General features: G+C 61.1%; 16 protein-coding genes. 14 read left to right on the top strand and 2 right to left on the bottom strand.

Features of this window, described 5'->3' with window-relative positions:
- Nucleotides 1–177: 177 nt before the first annotated feature.
- Both E6W33_RS08380 and E6W33_RS08375 read left to right on the top strand, forming a co-directional pair.
- Nucleotides 178–1,767 carry an ATP-binding protein gene (locus E6W33_RS08380; RefSeq protein WP_136416349.1) on the top strand — a complete coding sequence of 530 codons (1,590 nt, stop codon included), beginning with the start codon at nt 178–180 and terminating at the stop codon, nt 1,765–1,767.
- Nucleotides 1,757–2,377 (top strand): sigma-70 family RNA polymerase sigma factor, encoded by a 621-nt coding sequence (locus tag E6W33_RS08375; RefSeq protein ID WP_136416347.1) that lies wholly within the window; start codon nt 1,757–1,759, stop codon nt 2,375–2,377. Before E6W33_RS08380 ends, E6W33_RS08375 begins: the two co-directional genes overlap by 11 nt.
- Before the next feature lie 721 nt (nt 2,378–3,098).
- Here E6W33_RS08375 and E6W33_RS08370 read toward each other — a convergent pair.
- The gene (locus E6W33_RS08370) at nt 3,099–4,919 is read right to left on the bottom strand and encodes a glycoside hydrolase family 15 protein (protein ID WP_136416345.1); all 1,821 of its coding nucleotides are present in this window, start codon (nt 4,917–4,919) and stop codon (nt 3,099–3,101) included.
- Between the two features lie 296 nt (nt 4,920–5,215).
- Between E6W33_RS08370 and E6W33_RS08365 the strand changes: the two genes are divergently transcribed.
- From E6W33_RS08365 to E6W33_RS26980, 5 genes are all read left to right on the top strand, one after another.
- Nucleotides 5,216–7,015, top strand: a complete 1,800-nt coding sequence (locus E6W33_RS08365; protein ID WP_136416343.1) for a thiamine pyrophosphate-requiring protein — start codon at nt 5,216–5,218, stop codon at nt 7,013–7,015.
- A gap of 26 nt (nt 7,016–7,041) precedes the next feature.
- Complete coding sequence (locus E6W33_RS08360) at nt 7,042–8,145, top strand: enolase C-terminal domain-like protein (protein WP_136416341.1); 1,104 nt, start codon at nt 7,042–7,044, stop codon at nt 8,143–8,145.
- Nucleotides 8,130–11,069: an FAD-binding and (Fe-S)-binding domain-containing protein gene (locus tag E6W33_RS08355; RefSeq protein WP_136416340.1), complete on the top strand. Its 2,940-nt coding sequence runs from the start codon at nt 8,130–8,132 to the stop codon at nt 11,067–11,069. Before E6W33_RS08360 ends, E6W33_RS08355 begins: the two co-directional genes overlap by 16 nt.
- Nucleotides 11,070–11,121: 52 nt before the next feature.
- Nucleotides 11,122–11,607: a hypothetical protein gene (locus E6W33_RS08350; protein WP_136416338.1), complete on the top strand. Its 486-nt coding sequence runs from the start codon at nt 11,122–11,124 to the stop codon at nt 11,605–11,607.
- Between the two features lie 164 nt (nt 11,608–11,771).
- Nucleotides 11,772–12,317: a Spy/CpxP family protein refolding chaperone gene (locus E6W33_RS26980; RefSeq protein ID WP_168798559.1), complete on the top strand. Its 546-nt coding sequence runs from the start codon at nt 11,772–11,774 to the stop codon at nt 12,315–12,317.
- Nucleotides 12,318–12,383: 66 nt separating this feature from the next.
- On the opposite strand, the gene E6W33_RS08340 is transcribed toward E6W33_RS26980, so the two are convergent.
- Nucleotides 12,384–12,707 (bottom strand): BON domain-containing protein, encoded by a 324-nt coding sequence (locus E6W33_RS08340; protein ID WP_136416336.1) that lies wholly within the window; start codon nt 12,705–12,707, stop codon nt 12,384–12,386.
- Between the two features lie 478 nt (nt 12,708–13,185).
- On the opposite strand from E6W33_RS08340, the gene E6W33_RS26975 reads away from it, so the two are divergent.
- The 7 genes from E6W33_RS26975 to E6W33_RS08310 all read left to right on the top strand — a co-directional run bounded on the left by E6W33_RS26975 (nt 13,186) and on the right by E6W33_RS08310 (nt 20,037).
- A complete protein-coding gene (locus tag E6W33_RS26975; RefSeq protein WP_168798571.1) occupies nt 13,186–13,353 on the top strand; it encodes a hypothetical protein in 168 nt (55 codons plus the stop codon).
- 555 nt (nt 13,354–13,908) lie between these two features.
- A complete protein-coding gene (locus tag E6W33_RS08335) occupies nt 13,909–15,171 on the top strand; it encodes an MFS transporter (RefSeq protein WP_136416779.1) in 1,263 nt (420 codons plus the stop codon).
- 320 nt (nt 15,172–15,491) lie between these two features.
- A complete protein-coding gene (locus tag E6W33_RS08330) occupies nt 15,492–16,013 on the top strand; it encodes a hypothetical protein (protein WP_136416334.1) in 522 nt (173 codons plus the stop codon).
- Nucleotides 16,014–16,298: 285 nt separating this feature from the next.
- Nucleotides 16,299–16,910, top strand: a complete 612-nt coding sequence (locus E6W33_RS08325) for a hypothetical protein (protein ID WP_136416332.1) — start codon at nt 16,299–16,301, stop codon at nt 16,908–16,910.
- Between the two features lie 350 nt (nt 16,911–17,260).
- Nucleotides 17,261–18,064 carry an alpha/beta hydrolase gene (locus E6W33_RS08320; protein ID WP_247869575.1) on the top strand — a complete coding sequence of 268 codons (804 nt, stop codon included), beginning with the start codon at nt 17,261–17,263 and terminating at the stop codon, nt 18,062–18,064.
- A 151-nt stretch (nt 18,065–18,215) separates the two neighbouring features.
- Complete coding sequence (locus tag E6W33_RS08315; RefSeq protein WP_247869574.1) at nt 18,216–18,956, top strand: sulfite exporter TauE/SafE family protein; 741 nt, start codon at nt 18,216–18,218, stop codon at nt 18,954–18,956.
- 193 nt (nt 18,957–19,149) lie between these two features.
- A complete protein-coding gene (locus tag E6W33_RS08310; RefSeq protein ID WP_168798570.1) occupies nt 19,150–20,037 on the top strand; it encodes a mechanosensitive ion channel family protein in 888 nt (295 codons plus the stop codon).
- The last annotated feature ends 70 nt before the right edge of the window (nt 20,038–20,107 follow it).

Here is a 20,107-nt window from a genome sequence, read left to right as displayed (position 1 = left end):
TGAAAATTGGGGCGGGCACGTACGGCAAACCACTATCGAAATCCCTGCGACGAGCACTGGTACCATTGCTCTTTGAGCCAATCTAAGTGAATCCCTTACGGGCTTTTGCGAATTACCAACGCGGCCATGTACGCACACAATGACAATTTGAAACCACGGAACAGTCAGGTGGCGTCCATGTTTCCCGTTTTGCGTTTCGGCTGGCACGACTCGCTCGTGCTGATCCTGGGCTACGTCGCTCTCGACTGGGTGAGCTATATCCATCCGCTGTACGGTCTGAACATCACGCCTTGGAGCCCCGCCGCCGCGCTCGGCCTGGCCTATGTGCTGCGCTTCGGCCCCAGGGCGGCGGCGGCGCTCGGCGTGGCGATCCTGATTGCGGATGCATGGGTACGCCATCTTCCTGCCGCGCTCGCCTTATGGGTCGCGCTGTCGGCGCTGCTGACCTGCGGCTACTGGGCCATCGCGGCGCTGCTGCGGCGACGGCTGGCGGGTACCAGCCTGTTCGCGGACCTGCACGGCCTGATCGAGTGGGTGATCATCATTGCGCTCGGCACGCTGCTCAACAGCGTCGTGTTCGTCTCCGCGCTGTCCTTCACGCGGCTGATCCCGCCCGAGGCCTGGAGCAGTGCGCTGCTGCGCTACTGGGTCGGCGATTGCGTCGGCATCATCGTCTCGATGCCGATTTTCTGGATGCTGCTGGACGAGCGCGGACGCGCCAAACTGCGCGCGGTCTGCCTGACCCGGCGCATGGCGGTGTATTTCCTGGTCATGCTCCTCAGCCTGTGGGTGGCATTCGGCATCGGCGCGCAAGCCAACTACAAATACTTCTATGTCCTGTTCCTGCCCATCGTCTGGATGGCTGCAAAGGACGGCCTGACCGGTGCCGTGCTCGGAGCGACCATGGTGCAGCTCGGCATTATCGGCAGCGTGCAGCTGCTCGGTTTTCCTGCGGTGACCGTGCTCGAAATCCAGACGCTCACGGTGGTGCTGGCATTGCTCGGCTTTTTCATCGGCGTGGTGGTTGATGAAAAACAGCGCATGAGCGCGGAGCTGCGCCAGACCCTGCGGCTGGCCGCCGCCGGCGAAATGGCGGGCGCCCTTGCGCATGAAATCAATCAGCCCCTGACCGCCCTCTCCGCCTATGGCGGCGCATGCGAAAAACTCCTCGCGCAAGGCGATACCGGCGAACGCCTGCGTGATGTCATCCAGCGCATGGTCGCGGAGTCGCATCGCGCCGCCGAGGTGGTGCGTCGCCTGCGCGATTTCTTCCGCACCGGCGCCACGCAGCTTGAACACGTCCCGCTGGCCGCGCTCCTGTCGGCCGCAAGCGAGCCGTTCGAGAAGCGCGCGAGGGAGCAGGATGTCACGCTGAGTATCGCAGAGGTTCCCGCCTGCACGCTGTTGGCGGACAGGCTGCAGATCGAGGTGGTCCTGCGCAATCTGTTATCCAATGCATTCGACGCGGTCACCGCGCAGCCGGGAGACAAGCGCAGCATCCGCATCACGGCCTGGCTGGAAAATCCGCGCTCGGTCTGCATTTGCGTCGAGGATTCCGGCAGCGGCGTACCGGCGGAACTGGCGGCGCACCTGTTCGAAGCATTTCATTCATCGAAGGCAAGCGGCCTCGGGCTGGGGCTGACCATCAGCCGCGCGATTGCCGAAGCACACGGCGGCAATCTGCTGGCGGAACCGGCCGACCATGGCATATTCAAACTGATTCTGCCGGTCGAAGGAAAAAGGGAGAGAAGCGATCATGCCACCTAGCGGATATACCGTCTTCATCGTCGACGACGACCAGTCGGTGCGCGATGCGCTCGGCCTGCTGCTGAGCGTGCAAGGCTACCCAATCACCTTGTTCGCCGATGCGGAAAGCTGCCTCGCGGCGTATCGGGCGGACTGGCGCGGCTGCATCCTCATCGATATCCGCATGCCCGGCATCGACGGGCTGGCGCTGCAGAAGCGGCTGCTGGAAATGGGCAGCACTCTGCCCGTGATCGTCATGACCGGCCACGGCGACGTGGAGTCGGCGCGTGAAGCCTTTCGCTCGCAGGCGATCGATTTCCTGGAGAAGCCGATCGACAATGACAAGCTGATGGCGGCCATCGACGAAGCGTTCCGGCGGCAATCCGCCGTGCAGGAAGTGCACGGTCAGGCGGCCGAGTTCCAGCAACTGCTGGCGACCCTCACCGCGCGCGAACGGGAAGTCATGGAACTGGTGGTGGCCGGCCGTCACAACCGCGAAATCGCCGACCTGCTCGGAATCAGCAGCCGCACGGTCGAAGTCCACAAGGCGCGGATGATGGCCAAGCTGGGCACGCAACGCATCCCGGATCTCGTGCGCTTGATGTTACAGAAGCACAGGCGAAGCGAATAAGTGCTACCGAAGCACTAGCCTGTTGCGGCAAGCGTTGCGTGGACTGCAAGTGCTTTCTTCGGTGACCCGGCGCTGTTGGCTCTTCGTGGAGACTTGCCGGGGGCGGCCCGGCAGCCGCTCACTTTCTTTGCTTCGCCAAAGAAAGTAAGCAAAGAAAGGCGACCGCAAAGTCTCCGCCCCTGACGGGGTGCCCGAAGCCCTTCAGGTAAAAGCGGGAAGCGAAATAACTCGCCCTCGCTGCGCTCGGTGCTCAAACAAATTTCGCTTCTTTATCCGCTTTTGCCTGCAGCGCTTCGGCGGAGCCAGAGCGGGCGTTTTTCAAACCATCCCCACCCCGACCCTCCCCTTGAAGGGGAGGGAGTAGGACCGTTCTTTATCGTTTTCGCAAGACAGCTAGTGAGCAAACCGCTCCCTCCCCTTCAAGGGGAGGGCCGGGGTGGGGATGGGGTGTGCATTTCCCTTTCTGACGACGCCAAAAGCGTGTCTGTCAAAACGGAGCAAGAAGCGAAACTTGTCTGAGCCGAAGGCGAGTTTGTTTCGCTTCCCGTTTTGGCAGACACGCTTTTGGGAACCCGCGCAGCGGGCGGCGGCAGTAGGGTCGCCTTCTTTTGCTTACTTTTCTTGGCGAAGCAAGAAAAGTAAGCGGCCGCCGGGCCGCACCCGGCAAGCCACAACGAAGAACCTACAGTACCGGGGCACCGAAGAAAAACACTCCCCCCTTCTACACCGCCTTCGCCTTCTCCAGCGCCAGCCGCGCGGTAATCTGCGACACATGCGTCAGCGCCTGGGGAAAATTCCCCAGCATCTGGCCGCTTTCCTTGTCGAACTCTTCAGAGAACAGGCCGAGTTCATTGGCGCAGCCGAGCGCGCGCCGGTAGTATTCCCAGGCCCGCTCCTGCCGCCCCTGATACGCAAGGCAGCGCACCAGCCAGAAGGTGCAAGGCACGAACGCGCCTTCGCGTCCCGGCAGTCCGTCCGGCGAGTCGTACCGGTCCAGCAAGCCGCCCCGGTCCAATGCATGGCAGATGGCATCGGTGGTGCGCACCATGCGCGGATCGTCATAGGCAACAAAGCCGGTGCGCGGCAACAGGAGCAGGGCCGCATCGAGATATGCGTCGCCGAAGGCTTGCATGAAAACGCCACGCTGCCGGTCGTAGCCGTCGCGCTCGATGGCCTCACGGATGGCATCGCGGGCTTCCGCCCAGTGCTCTGTCGGCGCCGGCAATTGCTTTTCCTGCGCGAGCCGGATGCCGCGATCCAGCGCACTCCAGCACATGGCCTTGGAATGCACGAAGTGACGTGGCTCGTCGCGGAATTCCCAGATGCCGTGATCGCGCTCCTGCCACTTCACAGCCACCATGTTGACCACGTCGGAAAGAAAATTCCAGTACGGCGCATCGATCTCGCGCCCCTTGGCATGCCACTCCCAGGCCATTGCCAGAATCTCCCCGTAGATGTCGAGCTGTGTCTGCTCCGATGCAAAGTTGCCGATGCGGACCGGTCGCGAACCGCGATAGCCTTCCAGCCAGCCGAGTTCCACCTCGGTCAGGCGACGCTTGCCGTCGACCGCGTACATGATCTGCATTTCCGCCGCGCTGCCCGCCGAGCTGCGCTGGACGAACTTGAGGAAGCGGTCGGCTTCGCGCTCGCACCCCAGCTCATAGAGCGCGCGCACCGTGAATACCGAATCCCGCACCCAGCTGAACCGATAGTCCCAGTTGCGTTCCTTTCCCGCGCTTTCCGGCAGGGAGGTGGTCGGCGCCGCAATGATGGCGCCGGTGCGTTCGAAGCTCAGCGATTTCAACACGATGGCCGAGCGCAGCGTCTGCGCGTCCGGGCCGCTCGGATGCGCAATGCGGCTCCCCCATTTGCGCCACCATGCGCAGGTATGCGCAAAGGCCTTGTCGGCCTCGAAGCCGTTGGGCTGCAGCACCGACGGACGCTCATCGATCTGCTCGGGAGGGACGAAACGGATCGACAGTCGGACGCGTTCGTCCGCGCCGAGGCGAAAAGTGACGGCGAGTCCGCTGTCGCGCATGACGTCGAGCGGCTTGTCGCAATGGATCACGAGGCCGACGTTGCTGCCGATCGCGGTATAGACGCCGTCGCCGTGATCCCGCACATGCGGAACGATTTCGCCGAAGTCGAAGCGCGGCGATATTTCGATGCGGAATTCAAGACAGCCGGAGATGCCCTCCAGCAGACGCACATGCTCATGATGCAGCTGCTCTTCCGCATCGTCATCCATGGCAAAGAAATCATGCAGACGCGCCTCGCCGCCCTGGCTTCGAAAATGGGTTTCGAGAATCATTGTGTCGGACACATAACGCCGCCCCGTCTCGATTCCATCCCCTTGCGGACAGATAGCGCAATAACCGCCCTTGTCCCAATCGAGCAGACGGCCGAAGCAACTGTCCGAATCGAAGCGCGGCATACAGCACCAGTCGACCGAGCCGTCTTTGGAAATGAGCGCCGCGCAATGACAATCGCTGATCATTGCATAGTCGGCAATCGCAGGGTATCGGGAGGCGGAATCGGTCATGGCGCAGGCGCGGCACATTCAAAATTACCGCGACGAAAATTTGTCGAGGACATGCATGTGACCAATGGAACAATGACAAGTTGCATGCCCTCGTTGCCGTGGAGCCGGGCAGCGGGCTGCAGATTTTACCGATCCCGGGTAAATCGTTCCTGGCCGATTTTTCCGCATTGAAATCGTTTCCGGTGCAGCGGGCTCGCACACGCGCGTTCCGCCTGCGCAGGCCGCTTTATATTTGCTCAAATGTTTTGGCACGCTGTTTGCGGCTTCATCGGGATTCGATCTTCATGGAGGCGCAAATGGAAACCACCGTCGGAGATTTTCTCCTGCAACGTCTTTCCGCCTGGGGCGTGCGGCGCATCTATGGCTATCCCGGCGATGGCATCAACGGCATCATGGGCGCCTTGGGTCGTGCCCAGGAAAGCATTGAATTTGTGCAAACACGCCATGAAGAGATGGCGGCATTCATGGCGACTGCCCATGCCAAATTCACCGGCGAGGTCGGCGTCTGCCTTGCCACGTCGGGGCCGGGCGCGATTCATCTGCTCAACGGCTTGTATGACGCCAAGATGGACCACCAGCCGGTAGTGGCGATTGTCGGCCAGCAAAAGCGCATGGCGCTCGGCGGCGACTACCAGCAGGAAGTCGACCTGCTCTCGCTGTTCAAGGATGTTGCGCATGAGTACGTCCACATGGCGGTGGTACCGGAACAGGTGCGGCATCTTGTGGACCGCGCCATGCGCATCGCGCGCGATCAGCGCACCGTCACCTGCATCATTTTCCCGAGCGACTTGCAAGACATGCCGGCAGTGGAAAAACCGCCGCGCGAGCATGGCTCGGTGCACTCGGGCATCGGCATGACCGGGCGACGCACGGTGCCGGGCCAGGCCGACCTGCTTGCTGCCGCGGACATTCTGAACGCAGGCAAGAAGGTCGCGATGCTGGTCGGCGCGGGCGCCCTCGATGCGACCGACGAAATCATCCAGACCGCCGAACTGCTCGGCGCGGGTGTCGCCAAGGCCTTGCTCGGCAAGGCCGCGGTGCCGGACGACCTGCCCTTCGTCACCGGCTCCATCGGCCTGCTCGGCACCAAGCCGAGCTGGGACCTGATGACGGAATGCGACACGCTGCTGATGGTCGGCTCCTCCTTCCCCTACTCCGAATTCCTGCCCAGGGAAGGCCAGGCGCGCGGCGTGCAGATCGACATCGACGGACGCATGCTCAACCTGCGCTATCCAATGGAAATCGGCCTGGTCGGCGACAGCCGCGACACCTTGCGCGCGCTGATCCCGCATCTGCAACGCAAACAGGATCGTAGCTGGCGCGAGGACATTGAAAAGAACGTCGACCGCTGGTGGCGCGTGCTCGAAGGCCGCGCCATGAACGAGGCCAAGCCGATCAATCCGCAGCGCGTGTTCTGGGAGCTGTCGCCGCGCTTGCCCGACAACTGCATCCTCACCTGCGACTCGGGATCGGCGGCCAACTGGTACGCGCGCGACCTCAAGATCCGGCGCGGCATGATGGCGTCGCTATCGGGCGGACTGGCGACCATGGGACCAGGCGTTCCCTATGCAATCGCGGCCAAGTACGCGCATCCCGATCGTCATGTGATCGCGATGGTGGGCGACGGCGCGATGCAGATGAACGGCATCAACGGCCTGATCACGATTTCGAAAGTGTGGAAGGACTGGAGCGATCCTCATCTGACCATCCTGGTGCTGAACAACAGCGACCTCAACCAGGTGACCTGGGAGCAGCGCGCGATGGAAGGCGATCCGAAGTTCCTCGCATCGCAGGTGCTGCCGCCATTCCCCTACGCCGCCTACGCCGACATGCTCGGGCTGGGCGGCATCCGCGTCGACAAGCCGGAAGGCATCGCACCGGCCTGGGAGCGCGCCTTGTCGGCGCGCGTGCCGACGCTGGTCGAAGTCGTGACCGATCCCGACGTGCCGCCGCTGCCGCCGCATATTTCGAGCGAGCAGACCAAGGCTTATCTCTCCGCACTCTGGCATCGCGATCCCGATTCGCTCGGCATCATCCAGGCGTCGATCAAGGAAGTGTGGGACGGGTTGTTCCCGCCCGGGAAATCAGGGAAGTAAGTGGAGCCAAGTGGAGTCGCCCAAGCATGTCTACGCAAGAATCCCCCGTGCCGATCAAGCATGTCGGCATCGAAGCCTACACCATCCCGACCGACGGCCCGGAATCGGACGGCACGCTGGAATGGGACGCGACCACACTGGTGCTGGTGCACATTAATGCCGGCGGTGCCAGCGGTATCGGCTATACCTTTGCCGGTATCGCCACCGCCACCCTGATCCGCGAGAAGCTCGCGCCGCTGCTGCACGGCAGCGATGCGCTGGCGATCAATGCACGCTGGCAGGACATGGTGCGGACGATACGCAACATGGGCCGGCCGGGCATCAGCTCGATGGCGATTTCGGCCGTCGACAACGCGCTCTGGGACCTCAAGGCCAAGCTGCTCAATGTCTCGCTGGCGGCGCTGCTGGGCAGCACACGGCACGCGATCCCGGTGTATGGCAGCGGCGGATTCACCAGCTATTCCAGCGAGCGCCTGCAGCAACAGCTTGGCGGCTGGGCGCAGAGCGGCATGCAGATGGTGAAGATGAAAATCGGCCGCGAACCGGAGCGCGACCTGGCGCGGGTGCGCGAGGCGCGCGAGGCGATCGGCACCGAGACACAACTCTTCGTCGATGCCAACGGCGCCTACACCCGCAAGCAGGCACTGGCATTCGCGCAGCAATTCGCCGAGTACGGCGTCACCTGGTTCGAGGAACCGGTTTCGTCGGATGATCTCGCCGGCCTGCATCTGCTGCGCGATCGCGGCCCCGGCGGCATGGCGATCACCGCCGGCGAATACGGCTATGACCTGCCCTACTTCCGCCGCATGCTGGAAGCGCAGGCCGTCGATGTGCTGCAGGCCGATGCAACGCGCTGCGCCGGCATCACCGGCTTTCTCGGCGCGGCCGCCTTGTGCGAAGCCTTCGGCGTCCCGCTGTCGAGCCATTGCGCACCGGCCTTGCACCTGCCGCTGTGCTGCGCGGCGCGGCCGGCGATACATCTCGAATACTTCCACGACCATGCGCGCATCGAACAAATGCTGTTCGACGGCGCGATCACCCCCGACAAGGGCAAGCTCACGCCCGATCTGAGCCGCCCGGGACTGGGGATCGAATTCAAGAGACAGGACGCACGATGTTACGAGGTTTAGTCCGCGGTTTAGTCGATACACAATCGAAGGCACCACCGCTGTCCGCCGGTTTCGGCGACATGCAACAACTGGAAGCCGAACTCGCGCACAGCATTCAAGGCGAGGTTCGCTTCGATGCCGGCAGCCGTGCGCTGTACGCGACCGACGCATCGAACTACCGGCAGGTACCGATCGGCGTCGTGATTCCGCGCAGCGTCGAGGATGTCATCACGACCGTGCGGCTCTGCTATCAATACGGCGCGCCGGTGCTCTCGCGCGGCGGCGGCACCAGCCTGTGCGGCCAGTGCTGCAACGTCGCGGTGGTGATGGACTTCTCCAAATACCTGAACAAGATCCTGGAGATCGACCGCGAAGCGAAAACCGCGACCGTGCAGCCCGGCCTCGTGCTGGACGACTTGCGCGACGCGGCCGCCAAGTTCGGCCTGACCTTTGCGCCGGACCCGGCGACGCACACGCACAATACGCTGGGCGGCATGATCGGCAACAATTCCTGCGGGCCGCATTCGGTGATGGGCGGCGAGACGGTGCACAACGTCATCGAGCTCGACATCGTCACCTACGACGGCACGCGCATGACCGTGGGCGAAACCAGCGACGAGCAATTGCGCGAGATCCTTTCCCGCAATGACCGGCGTGGCGACATCTACGCGCAGCTGCAGAAACTGCGAGACCGTTATGCCGCTGCCATTCGCGAACGCTTTCCGCAGATCCCGCGCCGCGTCTCCGGCTACAACCTGGAAGCGCTGCTGCCGGAGCACGGCTTCCATGTGGCCCGCGCACTGGTCGGGTCGGAAAGCACCTGCGTGGTGATACTCGGTGCCAAGCTGCGCCTGCTGGACAAGCCGGCGGTGAGCTCGCTGGTGGTGCTCGGCTACAAGGACGTGTACGAAGCCGGCGACCATGTGCCGGAAATCCTGAAACACAAGCCGATCGCGCTGGAGGGCATGGACGACCGGCTGATTGCCGACATGAAGGCCGTGCACCTGCATCCGGAGAATGTCGAACTGCTGCCCAAGGGCGGCGGCTGGCTGCTGGTGGAGTTCGGCGGCGCCAGCAAGGAGGAATCCGACGCGCAGGCACGCCGGATGATGGATGCGCTGAAGCAGGTCGAGCATCCGCCGACGATGAAACTGTACGACGATCCGCCAGTGGAACAGAAGATCTGGAAAGTACGCGAGTCCGGCCTCGGCGCAACCGCGCATGTGCCGAACCAGAAGCTCACCTGGGAAGGCTGGGAAGATTCCGCCGTGCCGCCCGAGCATCTCGGTGAATACCTGCGCAAGCTGCGCGCCCTGTTCGAGAAGTACGGCTACATGTGCGACCTGTACGGCCACTTCGGCCAGGGCTGCGTGCACACGCGTATCGACTTCGATCTCGAGACCGCGGACGGGATTGCCAAGTTCCGCGCCTTCCTGCATGAAGCGGCGCACCTGGTGACCAGCCTGCACGGCTCGATTTCCGGGGAACACGGCGACGGCCAGTCGAAAGCCGAGCTGCTGCCCATCATGTTCGGCGACGAATTGATGCAATCCTTCCGCGAGTTCAAAAGCATCTGGGATCCGCACTGGAAGATGAATCCGGGCAAAGTCATCGGCGCCTTCCGTGCGGACCAGAACCTGCGCCTCGGCACCGAATACGACCCGCCGCCGGTCAAGGTGCATTTCCATTACGCCGACGACAACGGCAACTTCCCGCGCGCGGTGCTGCGCTGCGTGGGCGTCGGCGAATGCCGCAAGAAGAGCGGCACCATGTGCCCGAGCTACATGGCGACCGGCGAGGAAAAGCATGCGACGCGGGGCCGCGCGCATCTGCTGTTCGAGATGCTGCAGGGATCGGCCATTCACGGCGGCTGGAAGGAACCCGCGGTGCATGAGGCGCTCGACCTCTGTCTGTCCTGCAAGGGCTGCAAGGGCGAATGCCCGGTCCATGTCGACATGGCCACCTGGAAGGCGGAATTCATGGCGCATTATTACGACGGCCGGATGCGCCCGCTGCACGCCTATGCCTTCGGCCTGATCGATCGCTGGGCGAAGCTGGCGTCGCACATGCCGGGCGCGGCGAATTTCTTCACCCAGACCGAGCCCTTCGCCGGCCTCGCGAAGAAGCTTGTCGGCATCGCGCCGCAACGGCGCATCACGCGCTTCGCGGCGCAGCCGTTTACCGAGTGGTTTCGCCAGCGCACGCCCGCCACATCCGCGGCATCCGGCCGCAGAATCATCCTGTGGCCGGACACCTTCAATAACTATTTTCATCCTGACGTGGCGCAGGCTGCGGTCGAAGTGCTGGAACATGCCGGCTGCACGGTCGAACTGCCGCGCATGCATCTGTGCTGCGGGCGCCCCTTGTATGAATTCGGCATGCTCGACCGCGCCAAGGCCTACCTCACGCGCATCATGGAAGCGCTGGCCGACGACATCCACGCCGGCACGCCCATCGTCGGGCTGGAGCCGGCCTGCGTGTCGGTCTTCCGCGACGAACTGCCCAACCTGTTCCCGCATAGCGAACAGGCGATGCGGCTGTCCGGACAGGTGAAGCTGCTGAGCGAATTCCTGGAGCGCGAAGACCTGCACGCGTCCATTCCGGCGCTGCACCGAAGCGCGGTAGTGCACGGCCATTGCCATCACAAATCGATCCTGCACATGGATGCCGAGCAAAGCGTGCTGCGCAAGCTGGAACTCGATTTCCAGGTGCTCGATTCAGGCTGCTGCGGCATGGCGGGTTCCTTCGGCTTCATGGAGGACAAGGTCGATGTCTCGATGGCCTGCGGCGAGCGGGTACTGCTGCCTGCGGTGCGCAATGCCCCGCAAGACACGCTGCTCGTCGCCAACGGCTTCAGTTGCCGCGAGCAGATCTCGCAGGCGACCGGGCGCGAAGCCATGCATCTGGCGCAAGTCCTGCGCATGGCGCTGCGCCAGCCGCGCTGACGGGTGGGCCGCATGCACCAGGTCGTTCCTCAACCTTTCTGATGGAGGCATCATGCTCAGATCAGCTCATGCAACAAGCCCGGCACTTCTTCCGCTATGGCTTTGCCTGTTCATGTCGAGCGCTATCGCGCAAGGCGCGGGAGGCAGCGCCGGCACGGTAAAGAACGAAAATCTGTCCACCCCGGTGATCCCGCCGCTGTTCATCATCGCACCCACCGAAGTACGCACCGATCCCACGCTCGCGAAGGGTTGCTGGGTCCGCCTCTTTCCCGAACCGGAATACAAGGGAATCGACGACCTCACCATCGCCGGCCCCACTGAGCTGCCGTCGCTGCACACGCCAGCCGGCGGCGTGTACTGGAAGCACAAGACGGAAAGCCTGATTGTCGGACCGAAGGCGACCGTGCTCGTCTATGAAAATGAGCATTTCAGCCATCAGACCGCGACACTTGCACCGGGCACGCGCGAACCGCAACTGCGCAAGGGATTGAAATTCACGCAATCCATCGATTCATTGAAGATTCGCTGCGCTTCCTGAACCTCGACGCAATCTCGCCGGCGAGCCCCGAATCCCTTGCCATTTGATACACATCAATCAAACCTGGGTGCCCTCCGCCCAGAATGAATGCAGCTGTTCTGCATCACGCGGAGTATGACGAATGAAGCCCTGAGGAAATCCATCTGCCACACAAGGAGATGAACATGGCAAAGCGTACGTGGAGTGTATTGACGGCATTGTTGATTGCGGCGGGATCCGCTTCCGCCCAGCCCGCTGGTCCGGGACCGGGCATGATGGGCGGTTACGGCATGGGCCCGGGCATGATGGGTGGCTATGGTGGTGGTCCCGGCATGATGGGTGGCTACGGTGGCGGCTACGGCATGGGACCGGGCATGATGGGCGGCTATGGCATGGGTCCCGGCATGATGTGGGGCTATGGACCCGGCGGCTGGGAGTACGCGATCCCGAACCTGACCAACGACCAGCGCGCCAAGCTGACCGACGCCGACAAGAATTTTCACCAAAAGCAATGGCAGCTGATGGAGAAGATGCACGAACTCGGCTATCAGTCCGCCAATGTCTACCGCGACGGCAAATTCGACGAGCAAGCGGCGCGCAAGAACTACGACGCGATGGCGGACCTGCGCAAGCAGATGTTTGAGAATTCGCTCGAACTGCGCCGGAAGATCGACGGCATTCTCACCCCTCAGCAGCGCGAGCAGATGCAGCGTCCCTGGGGCGGGCGTTAAACATGCAGCCCGTGCGCTTGCGGACCCGGCTGGATCCGCAAGCGCACTCAAGAGGAATCAGCACGATCAACGCCCCGATGACGTCGGTTTGACCTGCAGATTGTTGATGACCTTTGATACGCCCGCCACTTGCTTGGCTGTCTGAACCGCCTCGCTCACCTGCTTCGAATTGTCGACGAAACCACTCAGCGACACCACGCCGCGATAGGTATCGACATTGATGGCCATCGCCTTGCCGAAGCTTTCATTCTGTGCGATCTGGGTCTTGACGCGCGCCGTGATCGACGCGTCGTCGAGCGCCTGACCGGTCGAGCGCGAAGTGGATGTCGGTGCGCATGCGCTCAGCAAGAGGGCGAAAGCCATTGGAATGACGTATTTCAAGTTTTTCATGATAGTTCCTTTCCCAGAAATTTCGGTTGAGAAAAACCAGACGCAATGCACAGGTGTCCTCGCTGTCTACCCCGTGGTATACGCATGAGCCATGCCTGCGACACTTCTTCGCAATAACGAAGCTTGCACATTCCATACCAAACGCGGGAAGCGCGGCACGGTACCGCCATGCCATCGCCTTCACGATGCGCCCCTGACTCGGCGCATGGCGATGGGCAGTGATGAGAGAATTTACAAACACCGTGTAATTCGTATTTGTACAAACTGATTTCCGGACGTTCATACATCGCCGTACACATCGATGCCGGCATCCTCCCGCGCATGGCATGCGCCTTGCGGCACTCTGCGCGCCCGCGCAAGCTGCGCCAATAAGTTAGAACAAAGTATGTCCTGCTCCGTTCCCGATCAACAACACAAAGCCCATCGCACGCAAGCCGACATTGCGCGGCGCACCAACTGTTCCTCGGGACGATAGGCGATGTCGCAATCCCTGCTCGTGCTGCTGCGGGGCCTTGCCGCCGGCGCCATCCTCACGAAGCGGGCCGACACCATGATTCCGGAAGCCGTCGAATCCGCGCATAACTCCAGCGGGGTGATCACGGTGCTCGGATTCCTGACGGCTTTTGTGTTGAGCAAGATGGGCTAGATTCCGCCCGGTCGACCAAGCGACAGATTCCCAATTTATCCCTGCGTGTCGTGCGCCGCCGCGATCTCGCTGCCCGATGCGCCGCTCCTGAACTTCATATCGAGCGTCAGCAGGACACCCTTCGGGCCGAAATACACCGTCGAGGGCGGCGCGCCGTATGGTCCGCTCCTTCACGTTCACGGAAAGAAGTGGCGATGACATCGGCTCCAGCCTTCGCCGTGGCAATCGCCCTCGCCGGCCCGACACTGGAATCCAATCCGGTGACAAGCGCCAGTTCGCCTTTTAATCCTTGTTCGTTCATGGGAAGCTCCGTTCGAAATCAAGGGCAGTGATTCATGGTCAATGCGAATCGCGGATTTTGCATGGTGTGATGAACTCGTATTTGCTCCGGCATCCGGCTTTCGGTTCTGTCCCATCATCGATGCAAACCGCATAGCAAAACACCCAATGGTCCGCCGAGCAACACATTCCGAAATATCGGACAATCTCCTGCTGGCGGCGCACGCAATCATGCTGCGCGCCCGACGGATTCACGAACAAGAGGAAGCAGTGGAAATGATTGAGCGACGCAACGGCAGCTGGTATTTCGGATGGAACATCGTGGCGGGCGCGACCCTGCTGACCTTGCTCACGGTGGGCATGCGCATGGGCATCGGCCCCTTTTTCCTCCCCATCGCGAAAGACCTCGGATTCAGCCGCAGCCTGTTGTCCGGCATCGTCGCCATCGGCATGCTCTGCTACGGCATCGGCATGCCGATGGCCGGGCACCTGGTCGGGCGTTACGGCACCCGCTTCGTGCTCCTGCTCGGCACCGCCATCGTCGTCGCCTCCACCATCTGGACCGTCAACGCACGCAGCCCGTTCAGCTTCCTGCTCTCCTTCGGCGTGCTGATGTCGATCGGCCTCGCCTTCACCAGCCCGGTCGCACTCACGCCCGTCATCAGCCGCTGGTTTACGCGCCGGCGCGGCATGGCCCTGTTCTTCCTGTCCACCGGCTCCATGGCCGGCATCGCGATCATGACGCCGGTGTTCACCTTCGCCATCAAGATCGCCGGCTGGCAGAACACGCTTCTCGGCTTCGCTGCCGCCTTCACCGCACTCACCGTTCCCGTCGCACTGTTCATCATCCGCGACACCGCGCCCGAGCACACCGACCTGCTCCCCGAGCAGATCGCCGTCGCGCGCACCGCCTCCGCAGCGCCCGCGCAAACCCTGCGATTCAGCGAAGCCGTGCGCACCGCACCTTTCCTGAAAATCTGCCTCGGCCTGTTCGCCTGCGGTTTCAGCATGAACCTGCTCGGCACCCACGGCGTGCCCATGCTGATGGACCACGGCTTCGACGCCATGACCAGCTCGCTCGGCATCGGCCTCATCGGCCTCGTCGCCATCTTCAGCACCATGGTCCTCGGCCGCATGTCCGACGTCCTGCCGCGCCGGAACATCCTTGCCGCCATCTACCTGATTCGCGGCCTCGGCTTCTTTGCGCTGCTGCTGGTCGGCGCGCATTGGGAGTTGTACGCCGCAGCCACCATCGGCGGCATCGCCTGGGCTGGGAGCATTGCACTGTCCTCCGCGATCCTTGCGGATGTGTATGGTGTGCGGCTGGTGGGTATCCTCTACGGGACGGCGTACCTTGCACATCAGATCGGCGCGATGATCAGCTCGTGGCTGGGGGGCTGGGGATATGAGCGGTTCGGGACGCACTGGATTGCGTTTGGTGCGGCGGGGGTGATGTTGCTGATTGCGGCGGGGGTGGCGTTGAGGTTGCCGTTGAAGGGGTTCACGTTGATGGGGGTGGGGCTGATTGGAGGGCGGTGATGTCTTGGGCTGTAAATCAAGGTGAACAGAAAGTGAACCAGGAAGAAGGGCGTGGTAGGGTTTTGTCTGTAATGACAACTCTCGTATTCGACTCGATGGACTGATTTGTTGCTGGTCAGGAATTTAGCTTCTACACTGACTGCTGTCGCGTGCGTTGTCAGCGCTGTCAGTCTTTCACGAGATTTTATCTGCACGTATAACCCGGGCATTTTGCTTTAAGCATCGGCATGATGCGGACCTGCGGGCTATCGTGGGGCGCGTTTATTTGACGTGCCGTCGTGCATATCAGACAGTGCTGTCTGCCTAAATTAAAAGTTAGCATGAAAAAGCGATTCGGCTTAGCGGTGATCATCCTCACAAATTTGGTAATAAATTCTGTTGCGCTGGCTGGAGACTCTTTTACCGGAACTTGGTATGTCCATGTAGAGGAAGCTTCTGAGCAACCCGATTTTTGGGAAGAGCTGAACTTAATTCAAATTGGGACACACATTTGTGGTGAATGGTCGGCTGGCGCTAAGCTCAAGCAAAGGATTGATGAAGGCTACATAGTCGGAAAGGTGAATGGAAAAAGAGCGACCATTAACCGATGCGTTCATTCTGACAAAGATCCCTCACCAGGAAATTGTCCGGACTTTTCAAAGAAGTGGCGTGACGTATTTGTTCGCCATGGGGAAAAAATCGTAGTGTGGGGGATTGGCAGAGATGGTCACCTTCATACTGACGGAATTCCGTTGTCTCGCACCTCGAAGGTGGATCAAGTGAGCGAAGAAGCATTACATGCATGCAGACGGTGGAGTCGCTTCGGATTCCAGCGTACTCGAGAAAAGGACTCTGTCAAGTGAACGCAATTTGCCTACATTTTTTTATAACTCAATGCTAACAAGTGGTTCGACACCGACACTACGCGCCGGTCAATCTAGCCGTCTTCCCGAACCACCGTTTATGCTCGCACAATGAATCTCACTGAACTAACAGCACTCATTGGCGCTCTTGCGTGGGCACCCCCGATTTTCTCTGGCGTACGGTCATGGCTCACAAAACCTGCCCTGCGAATAATCACGCAGCCAACGCCTGAGGTCGGCTATACAACGTTGGGCCCAATCCTAAATTTGCGGCTCGCGCTAACGGTGAAGCATCGAGACATAGTCATTACGGGTGTGCGCATTAAGCTCACCCACGAATCCGGCGAAGAAACAGTCTTTTCCTGGCGAGGCATCACCCAGCGACTTGGTCAATTCAATGCGCCTCAGGTTGGTACACTGCCATTCGAAAAGGAGCTCAACGTTCTAGCAATGAAGGTGTCGGAGAAGGACATAGAAGAACGCTTGATCCGTTTCCAAAGTAGCGCCTTCCTCGAACGCAAGAGCGCTCTTGACGCCATCGCTGCAAAGAAGCTCTCTTGGCATCGTCAGAACAATGCGTTCAATGCGGAAGAGTTCCTTCGAAACCAAGAGATGAGTGACGTGTATGAACACATCAAGCAGTCATTCAGTTGGAAGCCCGGCTCCTATCGCCTTCAGTTCATCATTGAAGCGCCAGATGTGTTCGACCTTTCAGGCGATGAGTACACCTTCAACCTCACCCCAATGCACATCCAAGACCTATCATCCAATCTGGCCTTTGTCGAGAAGTCATACCGGAATGAAGTTGTGCCAGCGGCAGAGAACGACGAGGCCGCCAAAGCAGAACGCAACATCAGTTGGCGGTGGGTTTACCCTGAAATGTTGGCTGAGCATTGAATATGGCTAACTGGCGGATCAACGCGGACAAAAATACTCCCCATTTTTGCCGGTTAACCTGGGCGTTATACAGCAATCCAGGTGACAAATGGTGACTGAAAAACACTGGTTAGACTACATAGCCGCAATCGGGGCAATTGCTACGCCAATTTTCATGCTTAGGTTGACAGCTATTGGTTGGCCCATGCGCCGGCGCTTGGAATGGCAACTTGAGCAAGCATAGGGTGCGCTTCGCGTACCGATTCGAAGAAACGACCATTCAATGTTCGCAGATATCCGAAGTGCCGCACAGAGCAATTTCCCCGCTTCGCATAACATCGAAAACCGCTCGAAAACAGAAGAATTGTTCCATGGCCTTTAACCGAATCTTCCACCGCCTCGCAAGGCTCTCATCCCTCGCGCTCCCCCTGTTCCTCACCACCACCCTCACCCACGCCGAAGGCCACCTCCTCAAAATCCCCACCCGCCCCGACATCACCACGACCCTATTCTGGGAACCGCATGAAGGCGCAAAGACGACAGTCTTCCTTTTCCCCGGCGGCGGTGGTGGTTTCGGCAAGGTGGAGGACGGCAGGCCGACGAGCCGCAACTTCCTCGTGCGGACGGTGCCGGAGTTTCTTGCGAACGGTTTCAACGTCGCGATCTTCGGCAAGCCAAGCGACACTGACAAGCTCGACTACCCCGATCGGATCAGCGAAGCGCATATCGCCGACATCCGCGCGGCGCTCGACTTCGTGAAGAAGCAGAACGAGGCGCCTATATGGCTGATCGGAACCAGTCGCGGCACCATCTCCGCGACCGCTGCTGCGATCAACATCCATGAACCGGCCATCGCCGGTCTGGTGCTGACGTCGAGCGTTGTCAGTGCGAAGAAAGTCGGTGCAGTGCCGACGCAGGATCTGGCGGCGATCAAGGTGCCTGTCCTGGTCATGCATCACACCAACGACGCTTGCAATGTCTGTTCGCCCAGCGGCGTGCCGGCCATCCTGAGCGGATTGAAGAATGCGCCGATCAAGAAGGAAATCATGGTCAGCGGCGGCGGCAACCCGACGGGCAATCCGTGCGAGGCGCTGCATTGGCATGGCTTCATTGGGATGGAAAAGGAAGCTGTCGATACGATCTCTGACTGGATCAGGCAAGCATCCAAGCCATAGCGGGTGCAAAGATCGGGGCGCCGATTCGAGGATGAGCGGCCGGAGATACTACCCCACTGTCGGAGCCATAACGGTGCGCAGAGCGCACCCTACCTGCTATTAAGCAGTTTCAGCTACCATGTCGTCCTTGCGCAAAATTCCGGGATGCCTCGTGTTATTCGTACTCATACTCGTCGCCGGCCTGTGGGCCGGCCTGCAAAATTCCCTCGCCGGCGGCGGCTCATTTGTGACCTTGCCGGCGCTGATGTTGTCCGGCATGACGCCGCTGGCTGCCAACATCACCTCTACCGTCGCCCTGTTTCCGGGGCAGGTGACCACCGGCCTCGCCGGCCGCAAGCTGGTCACGGGTGTCGGCAAACTGCCCTTCTGGGCACTCTTCGTGATCAGCATCCTGGGCGGTGCGCTGGGCGGCCTGTTGCTGCTCAAGACCTCCCCCATCGTATTCGCCCGACTGGTGCCATGGCTCGTCCTGCTTGCCACTGCCTTGTTCGCCTGGGGCAGCTTCTTTCGCGGGAAAACCAACTCCGGCATGCATCTCGGGCCGGTCGCAACAGCGTTCGCGCAGTTCTTGATCGCGATCTATGGCGGCTACTTCGGCGGCGGCATCGGCATCCTGATGATCGCCGCGCTGACGATGGCTGGGCTGCCGACCCGCAATGCCGGCGCAACAAAAAACGTGCTTGCCGGCGTGATGAATGCCTCAGCCGTGGCCTTGTTCCTGGCATCTCCGCAATTGCACTGGCTCGAAGCCATCACGCTCGGCGCCGGCGCGATTGTCGGCGGCCTGCTGGGTTCATGGGCACTTCATCGCGTCAATGAAAAATTGCTGCGCATCGCGATCGTCTGCATCGGTGCCGCGCTGACTGTTGCCCTGTTTGCCAGACCGATATGATCCACATTGCAAGTGTCTTCCTGAACTATTTCCTTCCCGCGTCGTCCTAAACAAGGCTTCCGCTCGACAACATTAATCTTGTGTCATGCGTCGACGGAAGCCCCCGATTTCATTCGACAACTGGCTTGTGACATGTGCATGCCGCGGCTCGCGGATCATCGCTTGCACGGCCAATTTCCCAAGAGGCGATGACATGATGAATTGGCCGGAGCTATCCGCCCTGCTTGGCGCTTTCGCGCATACTGAACCCGGTCGCATGATCGCCACGCTCGCTTCCGTCAGCGTAGCGGCGATCGTGTGGCGGATCTCAAAAAAGCGCGCGAGATTGAGCAGCTCCACCATACTCGACGTCGAACACCGGCGCGGCAACCTGGTGCTCGCCAAGAATTTGATCATGGCCGCCACGCTGCTTGCCGTCGGCTCCATCTGGGCCACCAAGATCGCCGGCGCCGCCCTCTCGCTGGCCGCCGTGGCCGGCGCCGTCCTGATCGTCAGCAAGGAATTTCTCTCCAACGTGCTGGGATCCGCCATGCTGGCGATATCAAGACCATATCGTGTCGGCGATTTTATCGAGATGGGAGATGCCAAAGGACGCGTACTCGACACTGATCTCCTGGTGACGACGATCGCCGAAACCCTTGCGGGAAATCAGCTCACAGGGCGTACTGCAGTGCTGCCCAACTCGCTGCTTCTGACCCATCCCGTCAAGAATCTGACCGCCACCGGCGCCTATGTCATCAACCTGCTGAACATCGCTGCCAGCCCTTCCGAGGATCTGCTGTCGCTGGAAAAAGCACTGCTACAGGCCGCCAGAGAAGTATGTTCCCCCTGGCTGGCGGACGCCGACAGGCACCTGAAGCAGCTCGAATCACGTGATCTGGTCAACCTGCCATCGGCGGAACCACGCGTGCTTCTGGAATTGCATTGCGCGCATGAAGTGACCCTGGTGCTGCGCTACAGCTGCAGGCCCAACGACAGGGTGAAGGTCGAACAGGCCATTCTGCGCGCATTCCTGCAGCATCGTGGGGCGACGCCAGGCCGCCAGCCAAGGGATGCGCGCGTCCTGGCCGAGGCAGCGTAAGGGTGCGCAACGGCAAGGCACCGGCGTCGCCGCCGGGTTCTACGCCACCAATCGCCGCGTCGACCACGCG

This window comes from Herbaspirillum sp. ST 5-3 (assembly GCF_004804275.1).
Taxonomy (GTDB): domain Bacteria; phylum Pseudomonadota; class Gammaproteobacteria; order Burkholderiales; family Burkholderiaceae_D; genus Noviherbaspirillum.
This window is presented reverse-complemented; position numbering and strand designations above follow the sequence as displayed.

Bases quoted from the DNA above. Each gene is read 5' to 3' on its own strand.
- E6W33_RS08370 (WP_136416345.1), bottom strand. From the start codon at position 4,919: ATGACCGATTCCGCCTCCCGATACCCTGCGATTGCCGACTATGCAATG.
- E6W33_RS08380 (WP_136416349.1), top strand. From the start codon at position 178: ATGTTTCCCGTTTTGCGTTTCGGCTGGCACGACTCGCTCGTGCTGATC.
- E6W33_RS08320 (WP_247869575.1), top strand. From the start codon at position 17,261: ATGGCCTTTAACCGAATCTTCCACCGCCTCGCAAGGCTCTCATCCCTC.
- E6W33_RS08375 (WP_136416347.1), top strand. From the start codon at position 1,757: ATGCCACCTAGCGGATATACCGTCTTCATCGTCGACGACGACCAGTCG.
- E6W33_RS08310 (WP_168798570.1), top strand. From the start codon at position 19,150: ATGATGAATTGGCCGGAGCTATCCGCCCTGCTTGGCGCTTTCGCGCAT.
- E6W33_RS26980 (WP_168798559.1), top strand. From the start codon at position 11,772: ATGGCAAAGCGTACGTGGAGTGTATTGACGGCATTGTTGATTGCGGCG.
- E6W33_RS08355 (WP_136416340.1), top strand. From the start codon at position 8,130: ATGTTACGAGGTTTAGTCCGCGGTTTAGTCGATACACAATCGAAGGCA.
- E6W33_RS26975 (WP_168798571.1), top strand. From the start codon at position 13,186: ATGTCGCAATCCCTGCTCGTGCTGCTGCGGGGCCTTGCCGCCGGCGCC.
- E6W33_RS08340 (WP_136416336.1), bottom strand. From the start codon at position 12,707: ATGAAAAACTTGAAATACGTCATTCCAATGGCTTTCGCCCTCTTGCTG.
- E6W33_RS08330 (WP_136416334.1), top strand. From the start codon at position 15,492: ATGAAAAAGCGATTCGGCTTAGCGGTGATCATCCTCACAAATTTGGTA.
- E6W33_RS08335 (WP_136416779.1), top strand. From the start codon at position 13,909: ATGATTGAGCGACGCAACGGCAGCTGGTATTTCGGATGGAACATCGTG.
- E6W33_RS08350 (WP_136416338.1), top strand. From the start codon at position 11,122: ATGCTCAGATCAGCTCATGCAACAAGCCCGGCACTTCTTCCGCTATGG.
- E6W33_RS08365 (WP_136416343.1), top strand. From the start codon at position 5,216: ATGGAAACCACCGTCGGAGATTTTCTCCTGCAACGTCTTTCCGCCTGG.
- E6W33_RS08360 (WP_136416341.1), top strand. From the start codon at position 7,042: ATGTCTACGCAAGAATCCCCCGTGCCGATCAAGCATGTCGGCATCGAA.